Below are 23189 nucleotides of genomic sequence, written 5' to 3'. Positions count from 1 at the left end.
AGTGCAACGGTTGTCTGCATGAGCACTGGCCGCACGGACAAAAGGCGGGTTTGTCCGCATCCCCTCCAGTCCGTTCTGTTTGGCGGCTGCACCTGCAGCGAATGGTGCCTCTTGCAAAGCTTTTGCAGCGTAGGGTCGTCGGCCGGCTATCAGACCCCAAGACTTTGCAAACGTCGCTCCCCGCGCATCCCACATCGTCACACCCGCCTGTTGCGCACCCACCGCGCGCCCTCTTCACGCTCTTCACCCACATCTCTGCCAGACTGACCGATGATCGATCACCCCAGCGCAACCGGAGTAACCGCCCTGCTGCGCCACCAACCAAGACGACCCAACATTGGCTCCGCATCCGCATGGTGCTGCGTAAGATCGCAGTTGGCACGCCAGGCAATGCGGGGGCAGATCAGGATATCCTGTCCGCCAGGCCTCACCCGGGCCTGACCAGAGCTTCAGCGGCGGCGCCGCCCTCTTCGTCCGCAAGAGACATCAAAAAAACCAAGATAGTAGACCGGAGACCTCAAGACCAAATAAGCCCGGCACAGCACGATGTGTCACCGCAGTGTCGGACCCCATGTTTGGACACCCCCGCAGAGGCCCTGCGCGCCCGCAACGCGGAACGCGGGCTCAGCCTTCCTGCACCGCAGGTTCTGCCAGCCGCACCGGCTGGCCATGGGGCGTTGCGAGGTAGGCAACCTCCCATTTCCGGCGCATGTCTTCGGCCTCCTCGGCCGCGACGGTGCCGGCCTCCGCCAGATATTGCTCCAGCGTTTCCAGCCAGGCGGCAAAGTAATCCTCGCCACCATTCAGATCCTTCGCCAGCCCGTGACGGCGCAGCGTCGCAGAAAACCGCGACACCCAGTCACCCCAGGAAAACGCCCCGTTTTCATTCAGATGTACCGTCAGCGCAAAGACCTGCGCGTGCCAGGGCTGATCAAAGGCCGGTTCCGGGCGTTTTGCCGTCGATGTGTCGAATGCGCTCATACCGGCTCCAGATAGCTTTGCCACAAATCCAGAACCACCTCATCACCCGGGTGTTCGGCATGGGACCACAATGCATCAGCCGGGAAAACCACTGCATAAAGCGGCTCGGGCGCCTCCCCCAACCCATGCGCGGCACTGTCCGGCAGAACATGACTGCCATGCAGTCGCAGGATTTGCCCCGTGGCCCCCACCGCATAGGTCGGCAGCCGCGTATGGCCGCCCTCCACCAGCCGGTTGCCGCCGGGTCGGCGACAGCGCACCGCATCACCGGGGGCAAAGCTGGGCACAATTGGGCTGGGGCGATCTGCCGGGCCACCCTTGGCAAGTGCTGCGGCCACATCCGCCGCCTTTAGGGCACGGGCCGCAAGCGGATGCGGGGCCACGCCCTCTGCGCCCGTGCCATCGCCAGCCGCCGCAGCAGCCCCCGCCAGATCCTCAGCACTCAGCACCTGTTTTTCCACCAATAGGCTCGCCAGGCCCGCAAGCCATTTCTCGTAGTAGGAAAACCGCGTGTAATCCAAGGGGGCCAAGCGCTCGCGGGCATGACGCGAGGTGTCGATATTCCACTGCCCCAACGCGCCGCAGGCCAGCGTTATCGCCAGCGCACGGGCGTGCCACTCTTCGGCAAATACCGGCGCATCCTGCGGTTCGGGCTTCACCGGCCCGTCACCGAATCGTCCCCCCATGTCATGGACCCGGCTCATCTTGGCCCCTCAGGGATATCCGTGCCGATCATACTGTCGCGGCTGACCAATGCCGCCAGCGCGTCCTCGCTCAGCCCTTCGGTATCTTTGGGTCGCATTGGCAGCACCAGATAGCGCAGCTCGGCGGTCGAATCCCAAACCCGCACAGATGTGCCTTCGGGCAGGGTCACGCCAAACTCCGCCAGCACCCGGCGCGGCTCGCGCACGGCGCGGGACCGATAGGCATCCGATTTATACCACCCCGGCGGAATGCCGAGCAGCGGCCACGGGTAACAGCTGCATAAGGTGCAGACGACCATATTGTGCTGCTCGGGCGTGTTCTCCACCACCACCATATGCTCGCCCTGACGGCCATAATACCCAAGCTCAGCCAGTACCGGGTCGGCATCAGCCAGCAGCGCGGCCTTGAAATCCGGATCGCTCCACGCCCGTGCGACCACACGCGCGCCATTCGCAGGACCAATGCGGTTTTGATAGGTGTCGATGATCTCGTCCAGGGCGGCGGGATCGATCAGACCCTTCTCGGTCAGCAGGGTTTCCAGCGCCTTGACGCGCAAGGCAGGGTCCGGGGGCAAGAGGCTATGCGGGGCGTCGGCGTGATCATGAGGCATATGGCGAGACTGCCCGCCGCAGCACAAACCTGTCCAGTCACAATCCGTCATGGATGTGATCAGCAGGGCTGATGCCAGGCGCAACCGCCCCGCCCCGATGCTGCCCCCTTATCCTCGCCCGCTCTTCGATCCTGCGCTGTTTTTCGCAGATTTAGGCCCACCCGGCAGCCACAGCCCTGCGTTCTCCACGCTTCGGCAAACTGAGCCCTTGCCCCTCAGAGCAATCTTCCCTATTTACCGCCCGATACTCAGCCAACCGCCGTAGGATCCTATGGAAAACGTCGTACTCATCATCCATCTTCTTCTGGCCTTGGGGCTGATTGCCGTTGTCCTCTTGCAGCGTTCCGAAGGCGGCGGCCTTGGCATGGGCGGCGGCGGTGGCGGGGCCATGTCCGGCCGGGCCGCAGCCACCGCGATGAGCAAGCTGACCTGGATCCTGGCGGTCGCCTTTATCGGCACCTCGATCACGCTGACCATTCTGGCAGCACAGAAATCCGCAGGCTCTTCGGTCGCAGACCGCCTGAGCGCCCCTGCCGCAGAGGGTGCTGCTGATGCACCCGAAGCACCGCTCGGCAGCGATCTGCTGCCACCGGTTCAGGGCGACAACGCACCGCTGGTTCCCAGCGCAGACTAAATCCGGCCCTCCGGGTCCGGACCTTTGGATCAGCCCGGCGGATCTCACCGCTTTGGGCAGATCCGACAATGACCACTGCGTCTGACGCGGGATTCGCGAGAATCCACTACACTTAGAATGAACAAAAGCAGCCGTAACAGCATCTTGCGGCTTGCTTGCGCATTTTGCGCGAATCCTTTATACGTAAAGCCCCGTGATGCTGCGGTTTCTGCAACCGCCGGGCAGCTGAATTCTGACTTCTCACGGGGGCAGCCGAACACTCATGGCGCGTTTCATTTTCATTACTGGCGGTGTTGTATCATCTCTGGGCAAAGGGCTGGCATCCGCCGCTCTTGGGGCACTTCTGCAGGCACGCGGCTATTCCGTCCGTCTGCGCAAACTGGACCCCTATCTGAACGTCGATCCGGGCACGATGAGCCCGTTCGAACATGGCGAAGTCTTCGTGACAGACGACGGCGCCGAAACCGATCTCGACCTTGGCCACTACGAACGTTTCACCGGCGTGGCCGCCCGCAAGACCGACTCGGTCTCCTCGGGCCGGATCTATTCCAACGTGCTGGAAAAGGAACGTCGGGGCGACTACCTCGGCAAGACCATTCAGGTCATTCCGCATGTGACCAATGAAATCAAAGACTTCATCTCTATCGGAGAAGATGAGGTGGATTTCATGCTCTGCGAAATCGGCGGCACCGTCGGCGACATTGAAGGGTTGCCCTTCTTTGAAGCCATCCGCCAGTTCGCCAATGACAAGGCGCGGGGCCAGTGTATCTTCATGCACCTGACCCTACTGCCCTACATCAAGGCCTCAGGCGAGCTGAAGACCAAACCGACCCAGCACTCGGTGAAGGAGCTGCGCTCCATCGGTCTGGCGCCCGATATTCTGGTTTGCCGCTCCGAGGGTCCGATCCCGCATAAGGAACGCGAAAAACTGGCGCTGTTCTGCAACGTGCGCGCCGACAGCGTGATTGCCGCGCAGGATCTGAAATCCATCTATGAGGCGCCGCTGGCCTATCACCGCGAAGGTCTCGATCAGGCAGTTCTGGATGCCTTTGGCATTGCGCCTGCCCCGAAACCCAAGCTGTCGCGTTGGGAAGATGTGGCCGACCGCATCTACAACCCCGAAGGCGAAGTCAAAATCGCCATCGTGGGAAAATACACCCAGCTGGAAGACGCCTATAAATCCATCGCTGAGGCACTGACCCATGGCGGCATGTCCAACCGCGTGAAGGTCAAGATCGAATGGGTCGATGCCGAACTGTTCGACAAGGAAGACGCCGCCCCCTACCTGCAAGGCTATAACGCCATTCTGGTGCCCGGCGGCTTTGGCGAGCGCGGCACCGAGGGTAAGATCAAGGCCGCACAATATGCCCGTGAGCACAAGCTGCCCTATCTGGGCATCTGCCTCGGCATGCAGATGGCGGTGATTGAAGCGGCCCGCAACGTGGCCGGCATCTCCGAGGCGGGTTCGGAAGAATTCGACCATGAGGCCGGCGAAAAACGCTTTGAACCGGTGGTCTACCACCTGAAAGAATGGGTGCAGGGCAACCACACCGTGGCGCGCAAGGTCGATGACGACAAGGGCGGCACCATGCGTCTGGGTTCCTACAACGCCACACTGGCCGAAGGCTCCAAAGTGGCCGAGGTCTATGGCACCACCAAGATCGAGGAACGCCACCGCCACCGCTATGAGGTCGACACCAAATACCGCGAGCAGCTGGAGGCCTGTGGCCTGAAATTCTCCGGTATGTCTCCCGATGGCCGCCTGCCTGAAATCGTCGAATGGTCTGATCACCCCTGGTTCATCGGTGTGCAGTTCCACCCGGAACTGAAATCGAAACCGTTTGATCCGCACCCGCTGTTCGACGATTTCGTCCGCGCCGCCAAGGAAGCCTCGCGTCTGGTCTGACACCCGACGCCTCAGGCGCCACAGATCACTACACCATTAAAAGGCAGGCCCTGGCGGTCTGCCTTTTTTCCTGCCTGCGCGCCACAGCGTGCTCTTGGCAATCGCAGCGCCCGCCCAGCTGCACAGATTTGCTCAACACCGCCACCTGTGACCATTGTTAGCGGAGGCGTTAGCGCAACCACCTGATGCTGATAGTTGTTTCCTGCCGCAGGCGCGGTATAGACGGTGCCAGACAGACAATCCCTTTTCGTGGAGACCCGACATATGGCGCAAGAAACCTCGACCCAGACCGCACAGCTTGATCGTATCGCAAACGGCAAGGGCTTCATCGCGGCGCTCGATCAGTCCGGCGGCTCCACCCCCAAAGCGCTGGCGCTTTATGGTGTGACCGAAGACGCCTATGGCAATGATGACGAGATGTTCGGTGAGATCCAGAAAATGCGCGCCCGCATCATCACCGCTCCCGATTTCAACAGCGACAAGATCCTTGGCGCGATCCTGTTTGAAAAAACCATGGATGCGGCGATCGACGGCACGCCGGTGCCTGCCTACCTCTGGGACAATTGCGGTGTTGTGCCGTTCCTCAAGGTGGACAAGGGTCTCGCAGACGAGGCGGACGACGCCCAGACCATGAAACCGATGCCCGATCTGGACGCCCTGCTGTCGCGCGCCGTGAAGGCCGGGATCTTCGGCACCAAAATGCGCTCAGTCATCAAGGGCGCCAATGCCGCCGGCATCAAGAACGTCGTCGGCCAGCAGTTCATCGTCGGCCGCCAGATTGCCGCTGCCGGTCTGCTCCCGATCATCGAGCCGGAGGTGGACATCAATTCCACCACCAAAGCCGAGGCAGAAGCCCTGCTGAAAGACGCGATCCTGGCCGAGCTGAACGCCCTGCCCGCCGATACCAAAGTGGCGCTGAAGCTGACCATCCCCACCGAGGCCGGTCTTTATGACGATCTGGCCGCTCATGCCAATGTGGTGCGCGTCGTGGCCCTGTCCGGCGGCTACACCACCGATGATGCCTGCGAAAAACTGGCGAAGAACAGCACCATGATCGCCTCTTTCAGCCGTGCCCTGACCGAAGGTCTGAATGTCGCCATGAGCGATGACGACTACAACGCAGCGCTTGGCTCCAACATCGACAAGATCTACCGCGCCTCGATCTGACGATTCCGCCGCCCCTGACGGGGTAGGACACCAAAGAAAGAGCCGCGTCGGTCAGATCCCGGCGCGGCTCTCTTTCATTTCAGATCAGACTGACGTCGGGCTCAGTCGAATTTGGGCGCGCGTTTCTGCATCTGGGCGGCGACCACTTCCATCTGCTCAGGCTTGCCGATCAGACCGACCTGAACGCGGGATTCCTCCAGCAGCACCTCGGCGCGGTCTTGACTGGTCTCGGCAGTTTCAATCAGCGCTTTCGCCGCACGGATGGCGGCGGGGCTTTGCCCTGCGATCACTGTCGCCAGCTCATGGGCGCGGGCAACGGGATCTTCGGCCAGCTCGGTGACCAGCCCCCAGTCCAGCGCCTGCGGCGCTGACACTTTCTCCGCCGTGTAGGTCAGCCGCCGCAGCACATCGGACCGCAACAGCTGCGGCAGCAGCACCATGCCGCCCATATCCGGCACAATCCCCCATTTCATCTCCATCACTGAGAACCGCGCATCGGGCGCAGCAATACGGATATCTGCCCCCAGCGCCAGTTGCAGCCCGCCGCCAAAGGCGACGCCATTGATGGCGGCAATCACCGGCATCGGCAGGCGACGCCAGACCATTGCCACCTGCTGCACCTGATTGGCATCGCCATGAGAGCGGCTCATCAGCCACTCTTCGGGGTTTTGCAGCCCCATCTGGGCAAAGCTCATCAGATCAAGGCCAGCGCAGAACGCCTTGCCCTCGCCCGACAGCACGACCACCCGCGCCTTGCTGTCCATCAGGCTTTCACCGGCGGCGATGATCTCTTCGATCATCTGGCTGTCCAGCGCGTTCATCTTGTCACCGCGGGTCAATGTCACCCGTGCGATGTGGTCTTCGATCTCTACCGATACCCGTGCCATGTCGGCCCCCTCTTTCTCGGAAATTCTCTAGGCCGCAGACTGCCCCGGATCCCGGCAGTGATCCAGCGTAACGCCGGGGCAGACCTGCACGCTGTCGCCTGCGCTTGCCCGGGCGCACCGGATCACGTTATCTGCCCCCATGACACAGCCACGCTACACCCCGCTTGCCCACTCCCTCCCCGCTTCGGTCCCCTTTGTCGGGCCGGAAACCCAAGAGCGCCAGCGCGGCGCGCCCTTCACGGCGCGGCTGGGCGCGAATGAAAATATCTTTGGCCCCTCGCCCAAGGCGATTGCGGCCATGCAGGCCTCGCTGGGCGAAATCTGGAAATACGGCGACGCCGAAAGCCATGACCTGCGCGAGGCGCTGGCCGCGTATCACGGTGTTGCGCCTCAGAACATCATGATTGGCGAGGGTATTGACGGGCTGCTCGGCTATCTGGTGCGGCTGCTGATTGGCGAAGGTGATGCGGTGGTAACCTCGCTTGGCGCCTATCCGACCTTCAACTACCATGTCGCGGGCTTTGGCGGCGTGTTGCATACCGTCCCCTACAAGGACGACCACGAAGACCCCGCCGCGCTCTTTGCCAAGGCAGCGGAGGTGGATGCCAAGCTGGTCTATCTCGCCAATCCTGACAATCCGATGGGCAGCTGGCACAGCGGCGCCGCTCTGCTGGCGGCGATGGGCGCCCTGCCCGAGGGCTGCCTGCTGCTGCTGGACGAGGCCTATATCGACTGCGCCCCCGACGGCACCGCCCTGCCCATCGACATCAATGATCCCCGCGTGATCCGCACCCGGACGTTTTCCAAGGCCTATGGCATGGCCGGTGCGCGGGTGGGCTATGTGCTGGCAGAGGCCGGGCTGATCTCCGCCTTCAACAAGGTGCGCAATCATTTCGGCATGAACCGCACCGCCCAGATTGGCGCGCTGGCGGCCCTGCGGGATCAGGCGTGGCTGGCCGAGGTGCTGGGCCGCATTGCCACCGCGCGCAACCGGATTGCGCAGATTGCCCGTGACAATGGGCTGACCCCGCTGCCCTCAGCCACCAATTTCGTAGCCATCGACTGCGGAGCGGATGGCGCTTTTGCCAAATCGGTGCTGGAGGGTCTGGTGGATCAGGGCGTGTTTGTGCGGATGCCCTTTGCGGCGCCGCAAAACCGTTGCATCCGGGTTAGCTGCGGGCCGGAGGATCAGCTGGACAGCTTTGCCCGCGCGCTGCCCGTCGCGCTGGAGCGGGCGCGCAACGGCTGAGACTGTGCCAGGGCCTGCTGCGGATCACCCGCAGCAGCTGCCCACAGCAGAGAGTTCAGGTGATGCTGGAACCGCCGTCGCACCGGCCCCGGCGATCACCTGTGAGGCCGCCTCGAGCGCGCCGGATCCATGCGGGATCTCCAGCGCCTTCAACCCGGCATCAACACCGCCCAGCAACCCCATGATCATCTGACCGCTCACATGGCCCATATGGCCCAGCCGCAGGAACCCGTGCCACTTCGGGCTGTTCGGCGGCGCCATGCCAAGGCCAATGCCCAGCGTCAGACCCAGGGTCTGCTCCACCCACGTGCGCAGTCGGGTAGCGTCATCCCCGCCCAGATGCAGCGAGGTCACCGCATTGGAACGCAAAGCCACATCCTGCACATTCATCCGTAGCGGACCGCCGTCGCCCCAGCGGTCACAGGCCGCCCAGATCGCCTGTGCCAAGCGATGATGCCGCGCCCAGACGGCCTCCATCCCCTCACCGTGGATCAGATCCAGCGCGGCCCGCAGACCATAGAGGTGATGCGTCGGCGCGGTGCCGCCAAAATACTGATAGAATTCTTCGGGGTTGGCGCGCGGCTCCCAGTCCCAATAGCGGCTGACCCGTGGCAGGCGGGCACGGGCCTCGGCGGCCTTCGGGCTGAAGAACACAAATCCCATACCCGCAGGGACCATCAGCCCCTTTTGGCAGGCGGCAACCATCACATCGACTCCCCAGGCGTCCATCTCGAACCGGTCACAGCCCAGCGAGGCGATACAATCGGCCATCAACAATGCGGGGTGATCGCAGGCATCAAGCGCTGCACGCATCGCGGCCACATCGTTGCGGATAGAGCTGGAGGTATCCACATGCACCGCCAGCACCGCCTTGATCCGATGCGCGGTATCTGCCGCCAGATGACTGGCGATGCGGTCCATGTCCCAGGGCGCGCCGGTGCCAAAATCGAGCATCTCCACCTTGATCCCCAGCGCCTCGGCCATTTCTGACCAACCAATGGCAAAGCGGCCCGAGGCGGCCACCAGCACGGTATCGCCGGGCTGCAAGGTGTTCTGCAACGCCGCCTCCCAGGCGCCATGGCCGTTGGAGATATAGATCGCCACATGATGCTCCGTCCGCGCAACACGGCGCAGATCGGGAATCAGCGTGGCGGTCATCTCAACCAGCTCGCCCGCGTATATGTTGGGAGAGGGACGGTGCATGGCCTGCAACACAGCGTCCGGAATGACCGAAGGTCCGGGGATCGCCAGATATCCGCGCCCGGCGGCAAGGGAAACATCCGCTGTCATTCTGCACTCCTGTGTTGAGGCTCTGCCCTGTTGTTGGTGGACTGTGGCGCGGGCACGCCGGGGCCGCAACCCCTTGCAAAGCCTGCCTTGTAGGATTTGATGCAAGCTGCGCAACGGCTGTCGATCCGACGCCAGGCATGCCAGCAAAAGCGGCGCTACGCTTGCACCTTTGCCCCCAGCTGCTTAAATGGCGCAGGCCTGACGCGGATGTCAGTGCCAGAAAAAACCACATCGGTTGTGCCCCTTGCCCAAGACTGACCCCAAGACCCCCTCTCCCGCAGCGCCGGACACGGCCCCCGTCACGGAAGCGTCCAAGGCGGCTGCGGCCCCGACGACGGATCAGACCGTGGCGCCCCTCCCCGCCGCAGGCGAGGCCCCGGCCATAAAAAGCAAGCCCGAGCACATGTCCTCGCGCGAGTTACTGGGATGGCTGTGGCGGGGATATCTGCGCCATTACATGGGCCTGTTGGGGCTGGCGATCCTGTTCATGTTGATTGAGGGCGGCACCGTTGGTGGCCTCAGCTACATGATGCAGCCGATGTTCGATCTGGTGTTTGTCGCGGGCAATACCACGGCGCTGTTCTGGGTCAGCCTGGCGTTTCTGATCATCTTTTCCATGCGGGGGCTGTCCAGCGTCTGCCAGAAGGTGATCCTCAGCAAGATTTCCCAGACCTCCGCCGCGCATATGCGCAAGGATATGCTGGCGCGGCTGATCCGGCAGGATCCCTCGTTCCATCAGGTGAACCCACCCGGTTTTCTGATCCAGCGGGTGCAGAGCGATGTGATGGCGATCAATTCGGTCTGGCAGGCGCTGATCACCGGTGCCGGCCGCGATGTCACGCAGATGGTGGCCGTTCTAGCAGTGGCGATCAGCGTTGACTGGCGCTGGACCGCGATCATGTTGATTGGCCTGCCGATGCTGCTGTTACCACTGGCCGCCGTACAGCGCTATGTGCGGCGCAAGGCCTCGCAGGCGCGGGATCTTGGCGCATCACTCTCCACCCGGCTGGATGAGATTTTTCACGGCATCGTGCCGATCAAGCTGAACAATCTTGAAGACTATCAGACTGACCGCTTTGGCGGCCATATGGATCAGTTTGTCCGCTCAGAAGTGCGCGCCTCCTTTGGGGTGGCCTCCACCACCGGCATGATCGACATTATGGCCGGGTTGGGCGTGATGGGCGTGGTGCTTTATGGTGGCGCGGAAATCATCGAGGGAAAGAAAACCGTCGGTGAGTTCATGAGTTTCTTCACCGCCATCGGTCTGGCCTTTGACCCGATGCGCCGGTTGGCCTCGATCAGCGGCACCTGGCAGGCGGCGGCTGCCGCGATGGAACGCATCAAGGAGCTGATGGACTCCCCGATCAAACTGGTGTCGCCCGAAAACCCCGTCGCCCCACCCAAGGGCCTGCCCGAGGTGGCGCTGAGCGATGTCACCCTGCGCTATGGCGACTCGGACGTGTTGCGCGAACTGTCGCTGGTGGCAGAGGCGGGCAAGACCACAGCGTTGGTAGGTGCCTCCGGGGCTGGGAAATCCACCATTTTCAACCTGCTCACCCGGTTGGTGGACCCGCAGGAGGGATCAGTGACCGTGGGTGGCGTTGCGGTGCGGGATCTGGATCTGGACGACCTGCGCGGGCTGTTTTCCGTGGTGACCCAAGAGGCGCTGCTGTTTGACGAGACCCTGCGCGAGAATATCCTTCTGGGGCGCACTGATGTGAGTGAAGAGCGGCTGCAGGAGGTTCTGGAAGCCTCTCATGTTGCGGACTTCCTGCCGAAACTGGCCAATGGGCTGGACACACTGGTGGGTCCGCGTGGCTCGGCCCTGTCCGGTGGCCAGCGCCAGCGGGTGGTGATTGCCCGCGCGTTGCTGCGCGACACGCCGATCCTGCTGCTGGACGAGGCGACCTCGGCGTTGGATGCCCAATCTGAAAAGGTGGTGCAGCAGGCGCTGGAGAAACTGTCCGGCGGGCGCACCACGTTGGTGATCGCGCACCGGCTGTCGACCATCCGCAACGCCGATAAAATCGTGGTGATGGAACGCGGTCAGGTGATGGATCACGGCACCCATGAGGAGCTGCTGGAACGCGGCGGGATCTATGCCGATCTCTACCGGCTGCAGTTTCAGGACGGTAAGACACTGGTGGACCGCCAGGGTGTTGCCGCACAGGCGCCCAGACAGTTCAGCGAAGGGGGCGACCAGCCCCGTTGGTTCCAGAAACTGGCCCGCCGTATGTTCGGCTAGGCTTTGCCCACCTCGCGACCTACATTGCCTATGAGATCCTTCAGGAGCCTGACCTATGAGCAACCGCCGCATTTTGCGCCTCTCCGGGGATGATACCCGCGATTTCCTTCAGGGGCTGATCACCAATGATGTCACCAAGGTCGATCAGGGGCTGGTCTACGCCGCGATGCTGACCCCTCAGGGCAAATATCTGGCGGATTTCTTTGTCGCCGCTGAGGGCGATGATCTGCTGGTGGACGTGGACGAAAGCCTGGCCCCCAGTCTGGCCAAGCGGCTGACCATGTACCGGCTGCGCGCCAAAGTGACCATTGAAGAGACCGATCTGGCCGTACGCCGGGGCACCGGACCTGCGCCTGAGGGCGCACTGGCGGATCCGCGCCACCCGGATCTGGGCTGGCGGATGTATGGTGCACAGCCGGGGGATGACGGCAGCGACTGGAACGCCATCCGCGTGGCGCATTGCATCCCCGAAACCGGCATCGAACTGGGACCGGACAGCTATATCTTGGAGGCCGGGTTTGAACGCTTGAACGGCGTCGATTTCCGCAAAGGCTGCTATGTCGGCCAGGAGGTCACCGCCCGGATGAAGCACAAGACCACCCTGCGCAAGGGGCTGGCCACCGTCACTGTTGAGGGTGAGGCCCCCATCGGAACCGAGATCCGCCGCGCCGACAAACCCGTCGGCACGCTGTTCACCCAAGCCGGAGATCAGGCCATCGCGTATCTGCGATTCGACCGCGCCGGGGCGGATATGTGTGCGCAAAACGCGCGGATCGACTGGCAGGTTAAGACCTGAGGCAATCCTGTGGCGGCACCCTCGGCTTGTGACGCGACGTCACTGCGGGTGGCGGCGGCTGCTCCGCTATGTCTGAGGCATCATTTTCACGAGGATTATTAGATGCGACTGCTCCCCTGCCTTACGCTCATGCTGCTGCCCCTGCCCACTCTCGCCAGTGATTATTGGGAATATCAGGACTGGTCCGTCGCCGCCGATATGCGCATCACCGAGGAGCATGATTGGCGCGATTGCACCGCCTGGACCGGCGGCGACGGGCTGCCTCTTTTGCGTATGACAGTCACCCAAGGCGACGTCGGCCCGCCGGAAACCTACCCGCAGCTGGAGCTGTTTGAGAGCGCCCCGCGCCACTATCCGACGCAGGTACAGAATGGTCAGGCGATCGGATTTGTGATCGACCGGGAAGCGGTGTTCTACGGTATCGCCAACGCCGAGATCAACGAGGAAGGCCTCGCTGAGGCCAGCGCGCAGATCCGCTGGATGGACGCGCTGAACAGCATTCTGTGGATGCAGAACGGTCAGCGGATGGAGGTACGGACAGTGGTTCCCTACGCCGCAGGCGAGATGGTTCTGGACGCGTCTTTGGCCGGATTTACCGCCGCCTACGGCAAGATGATGGATGAATGCGGCCACAGTCTGGAGCTGCGGCAGCTCGAAATCGACTACAACTGAGCGGTTTCCCATCCCCTATACAGTAACAAAAAACCCCCGCAGCCTGACTGCGGGGGTTTTCGTATTTGGATATGTTGGCGCTAACTACTTATGCGCGCTCAGAATATTCCATGGTCTCGGTGTTGACGATGATCATCTCGTCCTGACCGACGAAGGGCGGCACCATGACCTTCACACCATTATCAAGGATCGCCGGCTTGAAAGAGTTGGCGGCAGTCTGGCCTTTGACGACCGGCTCGGTTTCGACGATTTTGCAGGTGACTTTCTGCGGCACGGTGGCGTTCAGCGCCTCGTCGTCGTGGAATTCAACAACGATGGTCATGCCATCCTGCAGGAACGGACGGCGGTCGCCCAAGAGCTCTGCAGGCAGTTCAATCTGCTCATAGGTTTCGGCATCCATGAACACCAGCATGCCGTCACTCTCATAGAGGAACTGCTGATCTTTCTGCTCCAGACGAACCTTCTCGACCTTGTCGGCGGAGCGGAAACGCTCGTTCAATTTGGAGCCGTTGCGCAGGTTGCGCAGCTCGACCTGAGCAAAGGCGCCGCCCTTGCCGGGCTTCACGTGATCGACTTTGACAGCGGCCCACAGACCGCCATTGTGCTCGAGAACATTGCCGGGGCGGATCTCGTTACCGTTGATTTTGGGCATGACAAAAATCCCTCTCGGGTGGTTGATGAACTGTTAACCGCCCCTATATCTGGCAGGGAGTCGGCTGGCAAGACAACGATATGTCGTGTGACGGACCGGAGAGCTATGCAAATTGCGCATAAAAGATATGCGTATGGAGGCTATCCGAATCGTCACAATTCCGCCATAAGGAGCGTCACGCCGAAATTGCAATAGCAAGAACAAAAAGGAAGCACGATGCGAGATTTCGTTGACGGCACCGCATATAATAATGAGCAAGGCAACCGTGCACGCAAACTGTTTGCGGCGGTTGTGCTGGCGGCACTTGATGATGCGATCGCCGATGACAAGAAATATGGTAACGGCCCCGAGCAGATCGCTCGGTGGGCACGGTCGCGCGACGGGCGCGAAGTGCTGAGCTGTGCAGGCATCGACCCGAACGAACGCGTGGTCGGCGGCCTGATGGAATTTGTGGGCCGGGGTGTCCGTACCTCTGTCGCGCTGTCGCGCGAAGAGAGCGAACGCCGCAATGCGGCACAGGCCGAAGCGGCCTGATCAGACCTGCCAGTCTGAAACTGTATATGACTGTCGAAGAAAAGCGCGTCCTGGGGGGCGCGTTTTTTCTTTTTGCGGGGGCGGTTTCAACGTGGAATAGGCCGCTCTCCGGGCTTTTCAGGACGGGAAAAATCCGCCATGGCTGAGAGTTGAGAAACCAGACCACCAATTGCGCGAAAGAGGCGGCCATGACAGCACGGGCGATCATGATCCAAGGCACTGGCAGCAATGTCGGCAAATCAATGATCGTCGCCGGGCTGGCCCGTGCGTTTGTGCGCCGGGGCCTGTCGGTGGCCCCGTTCAAACCACAGAACATGTCCAATAATGCGGCCGTGACGCCCGAAGGCGGCGAGATTGGCCGTGCGCAGGCCTTGCAGGCCCGGGCCGCCATGCGCGCGCCCCATACGGATATGAACCCTGTACTGCTGAAGCCCGAGAGCGAGACCGGCGCCCAGGTGATTGTGCAGGGCAAGCGCCGGGGCACGCAGGCGGCCGGATCCTTCATGCGCGACAAAACCGGCCTGCTGGAGGCGGCCCTGGAGAGTTTTCACCGGCTGGCGGCGGATGTGGATCTGGTTCTGATCGAAGGCGCCGGCTCGCCCGCGGAGACGAACCTGCGCAAGAATGACATCGCCAATATGGGCTTTGCCTGTGCGGCAGAGGTGCCGGTGGTGCTGGTGGGCGATATCCACCGGGGTGGTGTGATCGCGCAGATTGTCGGCACGCACACGGTGCTGGAGCCGCAGGATCTGGCGCGGATCAAGGGCTTTGCCGTCAACCGGTTTCGCGGCGACCGCAGCTTGTTTGATGCCGGTCGCGATGACATCGCCGCACGCACCGGCTGGCCCTCGATGGGGGTGATCCCGTGGTTCTGGGATGCCTGGAAACTGCCGGCTGAGGATATGATGGATATCGCCTCGCGCCCCGGAGGCGCCTGCAAGATTGTGGTGCCGCAGCTGGAGCGGATGGCAAATTTCGATGATCTCGACCCGCTGGCAGCCGAGCCAAATGTCACGGTAGAAATCGTGCCTGCAGGCCGCGCCCTGCCCGGCGACGCGGATCTGGTGCTGATCCCGGGCAGCAAATCCACCATTGGCGATCTGGCGTATCTGAGGGCACAGGGTTGGGACATTGATATCCTCGCCCATTACAGGCGCGGTGGTCATGTGATGGGGCTGTGCGGCGGCTATCAGATGCTGGGGCAGACCATTGACGATCCGGATGGCGTCGATGGGCGCCCGGGCAAGGTGGCCGGGCTTGGCCTGTTGGATGTGCATACCGTGATGGCAGGCGAAAAACGGGTGACATTGACAGAGGCCGTGACCCGCGATGGCGATCTGCCGGTCAGCGGGTACGAAATTCACATGGGGCGCACCAACGGGGCTGATTGCGCCCGTGCCTGGCTGGACATCGATGGGCGCGCAGAGGGGGCGGTATCTGCGGATGGTCGCGTCAGAGGCTCATATCTGCACGGGCTGTTCAGCTCCGATGCGTTTCGGGCCTCGGTGCTCTCCGGTCTCGGCCATGAGAGTATCGCGGGCTATGACGACGGGGTTGAGGCCACGCTGGATGCGCTGGCGGATCACCTTGAGGACTGTATGGATCTGGATGCGCTCTTGGCGCTGGCAGAACCGGTGCGCAGCGCCTAAGCCCGGCATCTGCATTGTCTCAGATCCGTCAGGCCAGAGGCGGAGGTCTCAGAGCAAGTTCTGGGCGGAAAGGGCGCGGTGGATTTCGCGGCGCACCAGCTTGCGGACATTGCGGGTGATCCGCTCGCCCAGGGCGCCCTGCAGCTCCTCACGCACGATTTCCGAAACCAGCTCACGCAGGGCGTGCTCATCCAGAAAGCTCTCATCGGAGCCAAGGGCGCCGAGCGCGTCAAGTGCGGTTTCCGTAACCGAGGTTTCCAGCAGGTCGCGATCAACCTCATCGGCGGTGGATGCGGCTGGCGCTGCCGGGATATCGGTGCTTGTGTTCTCCTCAACCTCCTCAATCGCGGTATCGGCCGCTGGCGCCTCAAGCTGCGCATGCAGCTCTGGCTGGGGGGCTGGGAGGTCGATCTGCGGCGCGGCGCTTACCTGTGGTGTCTCAGCCTGCGTATCACTCCCCTCGGGCGTGATGGCCATATCCGCAACAGTCTGGGCCTGATCCTCGGTTTCCGTCTGGTTGTGCGCGTCGCCGTCACTGTCCTGATCATCCCAGGCAAGCGTTTCCAGATCACTGCCCGCATAGGGCGTGTCGCGGGATCCGTCGGGTTCCCAGAGCACCGGGCGGGCCGTATTGGCCGCTTCCATCTCTGCCAGTTTCTGCACCACCGCGCCGACCTTCGGGTTCAGTTGAGAGGTGGGTTTTGCCGGGGGGGCTGGCGGTTTGGGATCCTCGGCCTGCGCCATATCATCGGGGTCGGTGCTGGCAGCGGCCTGATAGAGCGTGGCGGCGGGGTCCGACCAGGGCGCCTCACTGTTGAGTGTCACCTCGGCCTGCGCGACTGGCGCGTCGGGGGCAGCTGCAGCGGCGGGGGGCGTATCTGCGGCTTCATCGGCAGCTGTGGCGGCAGCGATACCATTGAAAAAGGCCAGATCCTCATTGCCGGGATCATTGTCATGCAGGGCGATGCCCTGTGCGATGAGGTCCTGCGGCTCATTCCAGAATTCTATGGCATCCGCTGCCAGCAGCGCCTCAAACCTGTCTTTGCCGGAGGGATCTGCCTGCGGGCTGGGCGCGATATTGGCACTCTCTTCAGACCGGTGATCATCATCGGCGGGCGCAGCGGCGGTCACAGTAGTCGCATCAGCAACGGCGGAAGGCGCAGGGGCATTCGCAGGTGCAACAGGGGTCAGCTTGCTTTCCGGGACGCGCAACGCCGGTGTCAGAACCAGACGGGTGACCGGCTGTCCGCTGCCATTTTTGGCGCCATTGGCGGATCCCGGCGCGGCAGCCCCCTGCCCCCCGGATGACGCTGGCACGGGTTTGGCGATCTGCGCAGCCAATGCGGCCTCTGCACCCTTGCCAAGCGAGGAGCCAGATGCGCGGCTGTCCTCGCTCACCAGACGGCGGATCGACGACAGGACGTCTTCAATTTCAGCTTGGGTCACCGGTTCGGACATTTTTGCTTATCACTCTCGCCTCTTGAGATAGAGTGTAGCGATCTGACTGCGTCCAGACAACCGTGTGAATTAGGTGGTTTTTAAGGAGGCCCACGCAGGCGAGCCCCCTAGAATTGTCTTTGCGAGGCCTTAGTTTTTGCCCAGGGCGCGCATGACCCGGTCCAGATCCTTGCTGCGCTGGCTGACATGGGCCGGGGCGTCCTTCACCAGATTGTAGTAAAGCGTCGGATCGTAGATTTCGACAGCCAGACCAAGGTGTTCCGCCGTCAGAAGCCCCTGCGCCTGCAACAGCGCATAGGCTGCGAGGGCCTGATTGGCGCGTGACTGGACACGGGCGGTCTGGGCGTTCAGCAACTCCTGCTCTGCCTCCAGCACATCCAGCGTGGTGCGGGCTCCCAGGGTGGCCTCCTCGCGGATACCGTCAAAGGCAACGCGCGCGGCGCGGACCTGTTCGTTGGACGACACAAGGCTGGCACGTGCGGCTTCCAGCACCACGAAAGCCTCAGAGACATCCTGCACGACACTGCGCTGAGTGGTGATCAACGCACCGCGTTCGGCCTGAAGACGCGCGATACTGGCGCGCCGAGCCGAAGCCACAGCCCCGCCTGCATAGAGGCGCTGGCTGAGCACAACACTTGCGCTTGACGTATCACTTGTGCCGGAGCCGCTGGGATCTTCACCGTGACCCACGCTGGCGCGAAAGTTCACCGTCGGGCCGAGGCCACGACTGGCGCTCTGAGCGCTCAGATCGGCTGCTTTGACTGCATGTTGCTGCGTCAGCAGGCTGGGGTGATTGCGCATGGCAATGGCTTCTGCAGACTGCAAGGAGGCAACCCGCTGAGGCAGCGGCGGCTGGCCCGCAATTGTCCCCGGCTCACGGCCGACGGCCTGCACATAAGTTGCCTTTGCATTGAGCAGATCGCCCTGGCTTTCGATCAGGCTGGCCTGCGCGCCCGCAACCCGGCTTTCAGCGAGCGCCACATCGGTCCGGGTCACCTCGCCGACTTCGAACCGGTCATTGGCCGCCCGCAGTTCCTCCCGCAGGAGGCGCAGGTTGTTGCGGCGCAAAGACACCGTATCCTGCTGCAGCAGCACGTTGACGTAGGCCTGTACCGCCGCGAACAACACCTGCTGCTCGATATCAATCAGTGCCTGCCGCGTGGCCAGAACGGTTTCCTGTGCCGCCATCTGATTCAGACGGGACACGCCATTGTCAAACAGCAACCAGGAAACATCTAACGCTGTCGAAATCGACGAATCGTGATTGGAGACGGCAAAGCTGCCAAACCCGGTGCGGACATATCGACGTTCCGCCTGCGCCACCCAGTCCACAACCGGACGCAAACGGGCAACGGCCACAGCGACGTTTTCGTCCTGCGCGCGCAGCAGAGCGCGGTTCTGTTCCAGAAGGCCACTGGTGTTATAAGCCCCAATCATGGCATCGGAGAGATTGTCCGCTGCCGCCTGTTTCGGGGCGCCCAGCAGCAGTGCTGCGCTTCCGGCGAAGACGAAGGCCTTGAACAGGTTTGCCGTCAGTTTATTGCGCATCTTTAGCCTCATGTGGTCCGGCCCACCGACGCGGCAGTGCCGTTCTGCTCTCTGGCGCTGCGGATCGTCGGTCGCCTGTATGTTGCGATCCGCCCCAATCGGGATCAGCGCGGATCGAATGTGAACTCCCTGCAGATCAGAGAGCGAATTCCTTTGCCGCCTCAAAACCGGGCAGCACCGGAGCACCGGCATTGAACGACAGCCGCCAGGAGATCTGGCCGCCGCTCTTATAGCCGACTTTGACCTCTCCCAATGCGCCGGACATGAAGATCGCGGCCACGCGACCGCCATCCTTCAGCTGGTCCAGCAGCGCCTCCGGCACGGTTTCCACGCCCCCTTCAATGATCATCACATCATAGGGGCCATGTTCCGCAGCACCGGCATCCAGTGCGCCAGTGTGGACAATGGCATTGTCGGCGCCAACTGCCGACAGCTGATCCTGCGCCTCAGAGGCCATGGTCTCGTCGTCTTCGACCCCGATCACCATCTGGGCGACGCGGGCGATCACAGCGGTGGAATAGCCGAGGCCACAGGCCACATCGAGCACCAGCTCGTCCGGCTGCACATCAATCGCATCAAGGATCTTGGCCAGGGTGCGCGGCTCAAGCAGCACGCGACCGGGGCCGAGATCCAGATTGCCATCGGCATAAGCCGCCTCGCGCTGCGCATCCGCCACAAAGGCTTCGCGCGGCACCGCCAGCATGGCTTCGATGATCGGGAATTTGGTGACATCCGACGGGCGGATCTGCGTGTCGACCATCATGCGGCGACGTTCGGCGAAGTCAGTCATATGCTAAACTCATCTGTTCAGTCTGTTGGTTCGGTTGTGCCACATCCGAGACAGGGCGGCAACGGGCGGGCGCGCATTTCTGCGGCCCTGTGGCGGCTGGGTCGCCTATTTCTTTTTCACAAATTTGGTGAGAATGACGATGCGCTGCCCATCAACCCGGCCTTCGATATGTTCGGGGTTGTCAGCGACCAGGGAGATATTGCGCACGGCCGTACCGCGCTTGGCGGTGAAGCCGGCGCCCTTGACCGGCAGATCCTTGATCAGCACCACGGAATCGCCCTGCGCCAGCGGCGCGCCATTGCTGTCGCGGTGCGCGCTGGCTGCCGGTGCAGCCTCTACCCAGGCGCGGGTCTCATCCTCCAGCCAGAGCTGATCGGCAAGGTCGCGCGCCCAGTCATGATCCGCCAGCCGTGCCAGCAGCCGGGCCGCCAGCACCTGAACCGCCGGGGTTTCGGACCACATCGCCGAAGACAGGCAGCGCATGTGATTGGGGTCGAGGTCTCCGGCCACCTGCGCAGCACAGATCTCGCAGAGCGCAACCTCAGGGGACTGGCCATCAGGGGCGCCGGTCACGTCATAGGACACAAGCGGGGTTTCGGCGGCACATAGGGCGCAGGGCATCGGCAAAGCTCCATCGGGGCAGGTCAGAACAGGATGGTCCTGCTGTAGGGGAGCGCGCGGGCAAAGAAAACCGTCAAAAAGAAAAGCGCCCGCGTGGAGGCGCGGGCGAGTTGGGATGCAGCACGGAGACTTGCTGCGGGTCCACAGGGGATTGGGTCTGCAGGAGGGCGTTGGCGGGGGGGGTGTTGCGGGCGCCGGTTGGAGGCGCCAGCCCCGCAACAACAGGGTGCCGTCAGCCCGCGCAGGAGGCGCAGAACGCCGTGGTTGGATGGGTGCTCAGATGGCTGTCGCTGATGCGGTCGCCGCAGATCTGGCAATAGCCATATGACCCCTCATCCAGCCGGGCCAAAGCACAGTCGATATCGCGGCGCAGCTCCAGCCATTTACGGCTGAGCACGGCCTCAGACGGCTGTGCCACCGCCGGGCTGGCGCGCCGGGGGGCCAGCGGCACCACATTGGCATCAGCGGTAAGCGGCGCACCGACGGCTGGCAGGCCCTTGCGCAAATGTGTCAGTATGTCCTTTTGAGCGGCGTGGTTCATTCAGAGGTCCTCCCCGGATCGGTGACAGGTTTTGCTGACGAAAATCTATCGGCCCGACTCAACCTATGCGGTTTCATCCCAAAGTGGTACTCGCTGGATATGGGGGATGGGGTCGGTGTCGGCGATGGGGTCCAGCGCGATGGCAGTCGTGAAAATGCCGCCGATATATCGCCCTGCAAACCACTGGAAGGCGCGCCGCGCGCTTGCTATCTGTTGGGCAAGATCGACCACGGGAGACATGAGATGATCCGAACCGCCCTCACCACGCTTGCCCTGACCGGCGCGCTGTTTGGCCTGACCGCCTGCGAAACCACCAAAGGCGCCGGCCGCGACATTTCCAAAGCCGGCCAAGCGATTAGCGGCGCCGCACAGGACGTGCAGAACAACCTCTGACGACGGGATGCGAAAGATGTGGAACGCCCGGTTTGCCGCCGGGCGTTTTTGTTTGGCCTGCGGGACCTCAGATGCCGAGCATGGCCTTGGCCTCAGCCAGGGTCTGAACCGAGGCATCATGGTCGCCCGCGTCATGCAGGCTCTGCCCCTCGTCGCGCAGCTCCTGAACCGTTGCCAGATCCACCTCCGACAGTTCGGTGCCAGCCGCCAGAGCGGCGTCGATGGCGGCAATATCGGCGGGGCACTGCCCGGCCAGAAGCGGCGCGGCCAAGAGGATGATCGCGGCGGCCAAAGTCAGCTGTTTCATGGTGCTCCCCTCCCCAGATGAACGGGATTGAGGATAGCATGGAACGGGGGCGGTTTCAGCGGGTTGGAGCGGAGAGGCCGCGAATGGGCGGAGAGTGGCGCATGGGGGTTTAGAGAGGAGCGACGGCTGGCCGAAGGTCGCAGGGCGAGCCTGCCCGCTTAATGGAGTTTGCCTGACATCAGATCAGCACGCCGAGGGCAGCGCCCGGCCCGGCGGGGTGGGAAGCGAAGCGCCCGCCCCGTGGGGGGCGGGACGGGCGCTGCCCGGTCTGGCGACCGGGTGATACACAGTGTCATTTTAACTGAAACAAATAAAACGGGAGATCTCTTCAGACAGGAAAAAAATTAACAACCACACCCGCCACAACGGAAACAACAAAGCCTGTCAAAATAGTTCCAACCCAAAATTGTCGAGCCTTTAGCGCCTTCACCTTTTCAGAAAGGAATCTTTCGACCTGATCTTCGTTACCTCGATTCACCCTGATCAGTGGAATGAGGAAATCATAATAAATAACCCCAATCGCTCTCGAAATAGCCCACCGATGCAAGCCGTGAAGGATCGTCGCGATAAAAACGCAAAGAGACAGGAACCAAATTGTATCATCAACCAAGCCAGGCAATCGGTAATTGGAAACCAAACCAAATGAAATAAAAACAGAAATCACCACAGCCAACCAAGAGGATACGAACTTTCCATCTGGGAAGGTGTCAGAGTAATCGTATGCAAACAGATTCAACCACTTGTTCGGCCTTGGCTCTTCGACTGTCTTCAAACCATAGTACCACTCCTCCACCGCAGTTTGGAGGGACTTCGAAACAATATGATCCACAAACTCTATTTGCACTTTGCATGAAACTTCGTCGGGATCCAACCGATACCTTGAGTGCATTCCATTCTTTAAATAGTAGTATGGATGATTGTACAGGCCGGTAAAATCCAAATTCAGGTCAAGAGGCTGATAATCCCCAGTTTCCGGGTGGATCGACACCATCGAAAATGAGAAAATAATACTAGTAATCGGATCCTTGGTAGACAGATCATACTTCTTAAAGCTATCAAGAGAACCAAACTTGTAACGGTACTTCTTTTGTTTATTCACGCCATTAACATGAGTGGCCGTGATTGTAATTTTGCGCGAAGTAGGATTGTATTGCGAGCTCCACTGCCCCAAAATCAAGCAAAGTTGCTCTAGATCATTCGCGTCGACAATCGAGCACCGATGATAGTTTTGTGAGAACTGCTCCTTCTTGCCAAGCACTGCGGAATGTAGTGCGCGCAAAACATCTCTCGGGATGTCCGGAAGTCGGGCCTCCTCACTTCCAGAAGCTAATACAATTTCCCCATGCAAATCGTTGGACATTAGCGCCTCTCTCACCCCTCTAGTATACCTTGCCTCAGAACGAACAACCACAAATTGCCGACCTTAGCAAGAAACACTTCTAGGAACACCCGAAGTCTGAGAATTTACCCCTAGCAAACAGCGCAAGTTCTGCATCTCGAGAGATGCCCGGCGAGCCGCTAGACGGACCAGAGAATAAGTCACCACGAACAAAA

General features: G+C 61.8%; 23 protein-coding genes. 10 read left to right on the top strand and 13 right to left on the bottom strand.

The window, feature by feature from the left end; translation table 11 throughout:
* Window positions 1-624: 624 nt before the first annotated feature.
* Genes INHI_RS0104315 through nthA form a run of 3 tightly spaced genes read right to left on the bottom strand, consistent with a single transcriptional unit; the run spans window position 625 to window position 2296 of the window.
* The gene (locus INHI_RS0104315; RefSeq protein ID WP_014875293.1) at window positions 625-981 is read right to left on the bottom strand and encodes a nitrile hydratase accessory protein; all 357 of its coding nucleotides are present in this window, start codon (window positions 979-981) and stop codon (window positions 625-627) included.
* Window positions 978-1685, bottom strand: a complete 708-nt coding sequence (nthB, locus tag INHI_RS0104310) for a nitrile hydratase subunit beta (protein ID WP_027246846.1) — start codon at window positions 1683-1685, stop codon at window positions 978-980. Before nthB ends, INHI_RS0104315 begins: the two co-directional genes overlap by 4 nt.
* Window positions 1682-2296: a nitrile hydratase subunit alpha gene (nthA, locus tag INHI_RS0104305; protein WP_027246845.1), complete on the bottom strand. Its 615-nt coding sequence runs from the start codon at window positions 2294-2296 to the stop codon at window positions 1682-1684. The genes nthB and nthA overlap by 4 nt, the downstream gene beginning before the upstream one ends.
* A gap of 271 nt (window positions 2297-2567) precedes the next feature.
* Here nthA and secG point away from each other — a divergent pair, with 271 nt between their 5' ends.
* The 3 genes from secG to INHI_RS0104290 all read left to right on the top strand — a co-directional run bounded on the left by secG (window position 2568) and on the right by INHI_RS0104290 (window position 6003).
* Entirely contained in the window at window positions 2568-2930 is a 363-nt protein-coding gene (secG, locus tag INHI_RS0104300) for a preprotein translocase subunit SecG (RefSeq protein WP_014875296.1), read from the top strand.
* Window positions 2931-3192: 262 nt separating this feature from the next.
* Window positions 3193-4836 carry a CTP synthase gene (pyrG, locus tag INHI_RS0104295; protein WP_014875297.1) on the top strand — a complete coding sequence of 548 codons (1644 nt, stop codon included), beginning with the start codon at window positions 3193-3195 and terminating at the stop codon, window positions 4834-4836.
* A gap of 264 nt (window positions 4837-5100) precedes the next feature.
* On the top strand, window positions 5101-6003 hold the full coding sequence (locus tag INHI_RS0104290; protein WP_027246844.1) for a fructose bisphosphate aldolase: 903 nt from the start codon (window positions 5101-5103) through the stop codon (window positions 6001-6003).
* 101 nt (window positions 6004-6104) lie between these two features.
* Here the strand turns inward: INHI_RS0104290 and INHI_RS0104285 are convergent, their stop codons facing one another.
* Window positions 6105-6890: a crotonase/enoyl-CoA hydratase family protein gene (locus INHI_RS0104285; protein ID WP_014875299.1), complete on the bottom strand. Its 786-nt coding sequence runs from the start codon at window positions 6888-6890 to the stop codon at window positions 6105-6107.
* Window positions 6891-7029: 139 nt separating this feature from the next.
* On the opposite strand from INHI_RS0104285, the gene INHI_RS0104280 reads away from it, so the two are divergent.
* A complete protein-coding gene (locus tag INHI_RS0104280; RefSeq protein ID WP_027246843.1) occupies window positions 7030-8139 on the top strand; it encodes a pyridoxal phosphate-dependent aminotransferase in 1110 nt (369 codons plus the stop codon).
* 24 nt (window positions 8140-8163) lie between these two features.
* Here INHI_RS0104280 and INHI_RS0104275 read toward each other — a convergent pair whose 3' ends face one another.
* Window positions 8164-9429, bottom strand: a complete 1266-nt coding sequence (locus tag INHI_RS0104275; RefSeq protein ID WP_027246842.1) for a pyridoxal-phosphate-dependent aminotransferase family protein — start codon at window positions 9427-9429, stop codon at window positions 8164-8166.
* Window positions 9430-9832: 403 nt separating this feature from the next.
* On the opposite strand from INHI_RS0104275, the gene INHI_RS0104270 reads away from it, so the two are divergent.
* The 3 genes from INHI_RS0104270 to INHI_RS0104260 all read left to right on the top strand — a co-directional run bounded on the left by INHI_RS0104270 (window position 9833) and on the right by INHI_RS0104260 (window position 13142).
* A complete protein-coding gene (locus tag INHI_RS0104270; protein WP_027246841.1) occupies window positions 9833-11674 on the top strand; it encodes an ABC transporter ATP-binding protein in 1842 nt (613 codons plus the stop codon).
* 55 nt (window positions 11675-11729) lie between these two features.
* A complete protein-coding gene (gene ygfZ, locus INHI_RS0104265) occupies window positions 11730-12470 on the top strand; it encodes a CAF17-like 4Fe-4S cluster assembly/insertion protein YgfZ (protein ID WP_014880676.1) in 741 nt (246 codons plus the stop codon).
* A gap of 102 nt (window positions 12471-12572) precedes the next feature.
* Complete coding sequence (locus INHI_RS0104260; RefSeq protein WP_027246840.1) at window positions 12573-13142, top strand: hypothetical protein; 570 nt, start codon at window positions 12573-12575, stop codon at window positions 13140-13142.
* An 88-nt stretch (window positions 13143-13230) separates the two neighbouring features.
* Here INHI_RS0104260 and efp read toward each other — a convergent pair whose 3' ends face one another.
* On the bottom strand, window positions 13231-13794 hold the full coding sequence (gene efp, locus INHI_RS0104255; protein ID WP_014875305.1) for an elongation factor P: 564 nt from the start codon (window positions 13792-13794) through the stop codon (window positions 13231-13233).
* A 216-nt stretch (window positions 13795-14010) separates the two neighbouring features.
* Here efp and INHI_RS0104250 point away from each other — a divergent pair, with 216 nt between their 5' ends.
* Window positions 14011-14328: a DUF6280 family protein gene (locus tag INHI_RS0104250; RefSeq protein WP_008207990.1), complete on the top strand. Its 318-nt coding sequence runs from the start codon at window positions 14011-14013 to the stop codon at window positions 14326-14328.
* 188 nt (window positions 14329-14516) lie between these two features.
* Window positions 14517-15977 carry a cobyric acid synthase gene (locus tag INHI_RS0104245; RefSeq protein WP_027246839.1) on the top strand — a complete coding sequence of 487 codons (1461 nt, stop codon included), beginning with the start codon at window positions 14517-14519 and terminating at the stop codon, window positions 15975-15977.
* Window positions 15978-16025: 48 nt separating this feature from the next.
* Here the strand turns inward: INHI_RS0104245 and INHI_RS0104240 are convergent, their stop codons facing one another.
* The 5 genes from INHI_RS0104240 to INHI_RS0104220 form a co-directional block, all read right to left on the bottom strand.
* Entirely contained in the window at window positions 16026-17435 is a 1410-nt protein-coding gene (locus INHI_RS0104240) for a hypothetical protein (RefSeq protein WP_027246838.1), read from the bottom strand.
* A gap of 129 nt (window positions 17436-17564) precedes the next feature.
* A complete protein-coding gene (locus INHI_RS0104235) occupies window positions 17565-18983 on the bottom strand; it encodes a TolC family outer membrane protein (protein WP_014880680.1) in 1419 nt (472 codons plus the stop codon).
* A gap of 136 nt (window positions 18984-19119) precedes the next feature.
* The gene (locus INHI_RS0104230; RefSeq protein ID WP_014875309.1) at window positions 19120-19773 is read right to left on the bottom strand and encodes a protein-L-isoaspartate O-methyltransferase family protein; all 654 of its coding nucleotides are present in this window, start codon (window positions 19771-19773) and stop codon (window positions 19120-19122) included.
* A gap of 105 nt (window positions 19774-19878) precedes the next feature.
* Window positions 19879-20394, bottom strand: a complete 516-nt coding sequence (locus INHI_RS0104225) for a PhnA domain-containing protein (RefSeq protein WP_014880682.1) — start codon at window positions 20392-20394, stop codon at window positions 19879-19881.
* A 232-nt stretch (window positions 20395-20626) separates the two neighbouring features.
* Window positions 20627-20935 (bottom strand): TraR/DksA family transcriptional regulator, encoded by a 309-nt coding sequence (locus INHI_RS0104220; RefSeq protein WP_014880683.1) that lies wholly within the window; start codon window positions 20933-20935, stop codon window positions 20627-20629.
* Window positions 20936-21178: 243 nt separating this feature from the next.
* Here INHI_RS0104220 and INHI_RS20845 point away from each other — a divergent pair, with 243 nt between their 5' ends.
* Window positions 21179-21328, top strand: coding sequence for an entericidin A/B family lipoprotein (locus tag INHI_RS20845; protein ID WP_081497224.1), 150 nt, complete (start codon window positions 21179-21181; stop codon window positions 21326-21328).
* Window positions 21329-21395: 67 nt separating this feature from the next.
* On the opposite strand, the gene INHI_RS0104210 is transcribed toward INHI_RS20845, so the two are convergent.
* Together INHI_RS0104210 and INHI_RS0104205 are read right to left on the bottom strand one after the other, a co-directional pair.
* The gene (locus tag INHI_RS0104210) at window positions 21396-21635 is read right to left on the bottom strand and encodes a PA2433 domain-containing protein (RefSeq protein ID WP_027246837.1); all 240 of its coding nucleotides are present in this window, start codon (window positions 21633-21635) and stop codon (window positions 21396-21398) included.
* A gap of 328 nt (window positions 21636-21963) precedes the next feature.
* Entirely contained in the window at window positions 21964-22995 is a 1032-nt protein-coding gene (locus INHI_RS0104205; protein ID WP_027246836.1) for a hypothetical protein, read from the bottom strand.
* Between the last annotated feature and the right edge of the window lie 194 nt (window positions 22996-23189).

The organism is Phaeobacter inhibens DSM 16374, from assembly GCF_000473105.1.
GTDB classification, from domain to species: Bacteria; Pseudomonadota; Alphaproteobacteria; order Rhodobacterales; family Rhodobacteraceae; genus Phaeobacter; species Phaeobacter inhibens.
The sequence above is the reverse complement of the archived record's forward strand: the minus strand, read 5'-3'. Positions and strand labels throughout refer to the sequence as shown.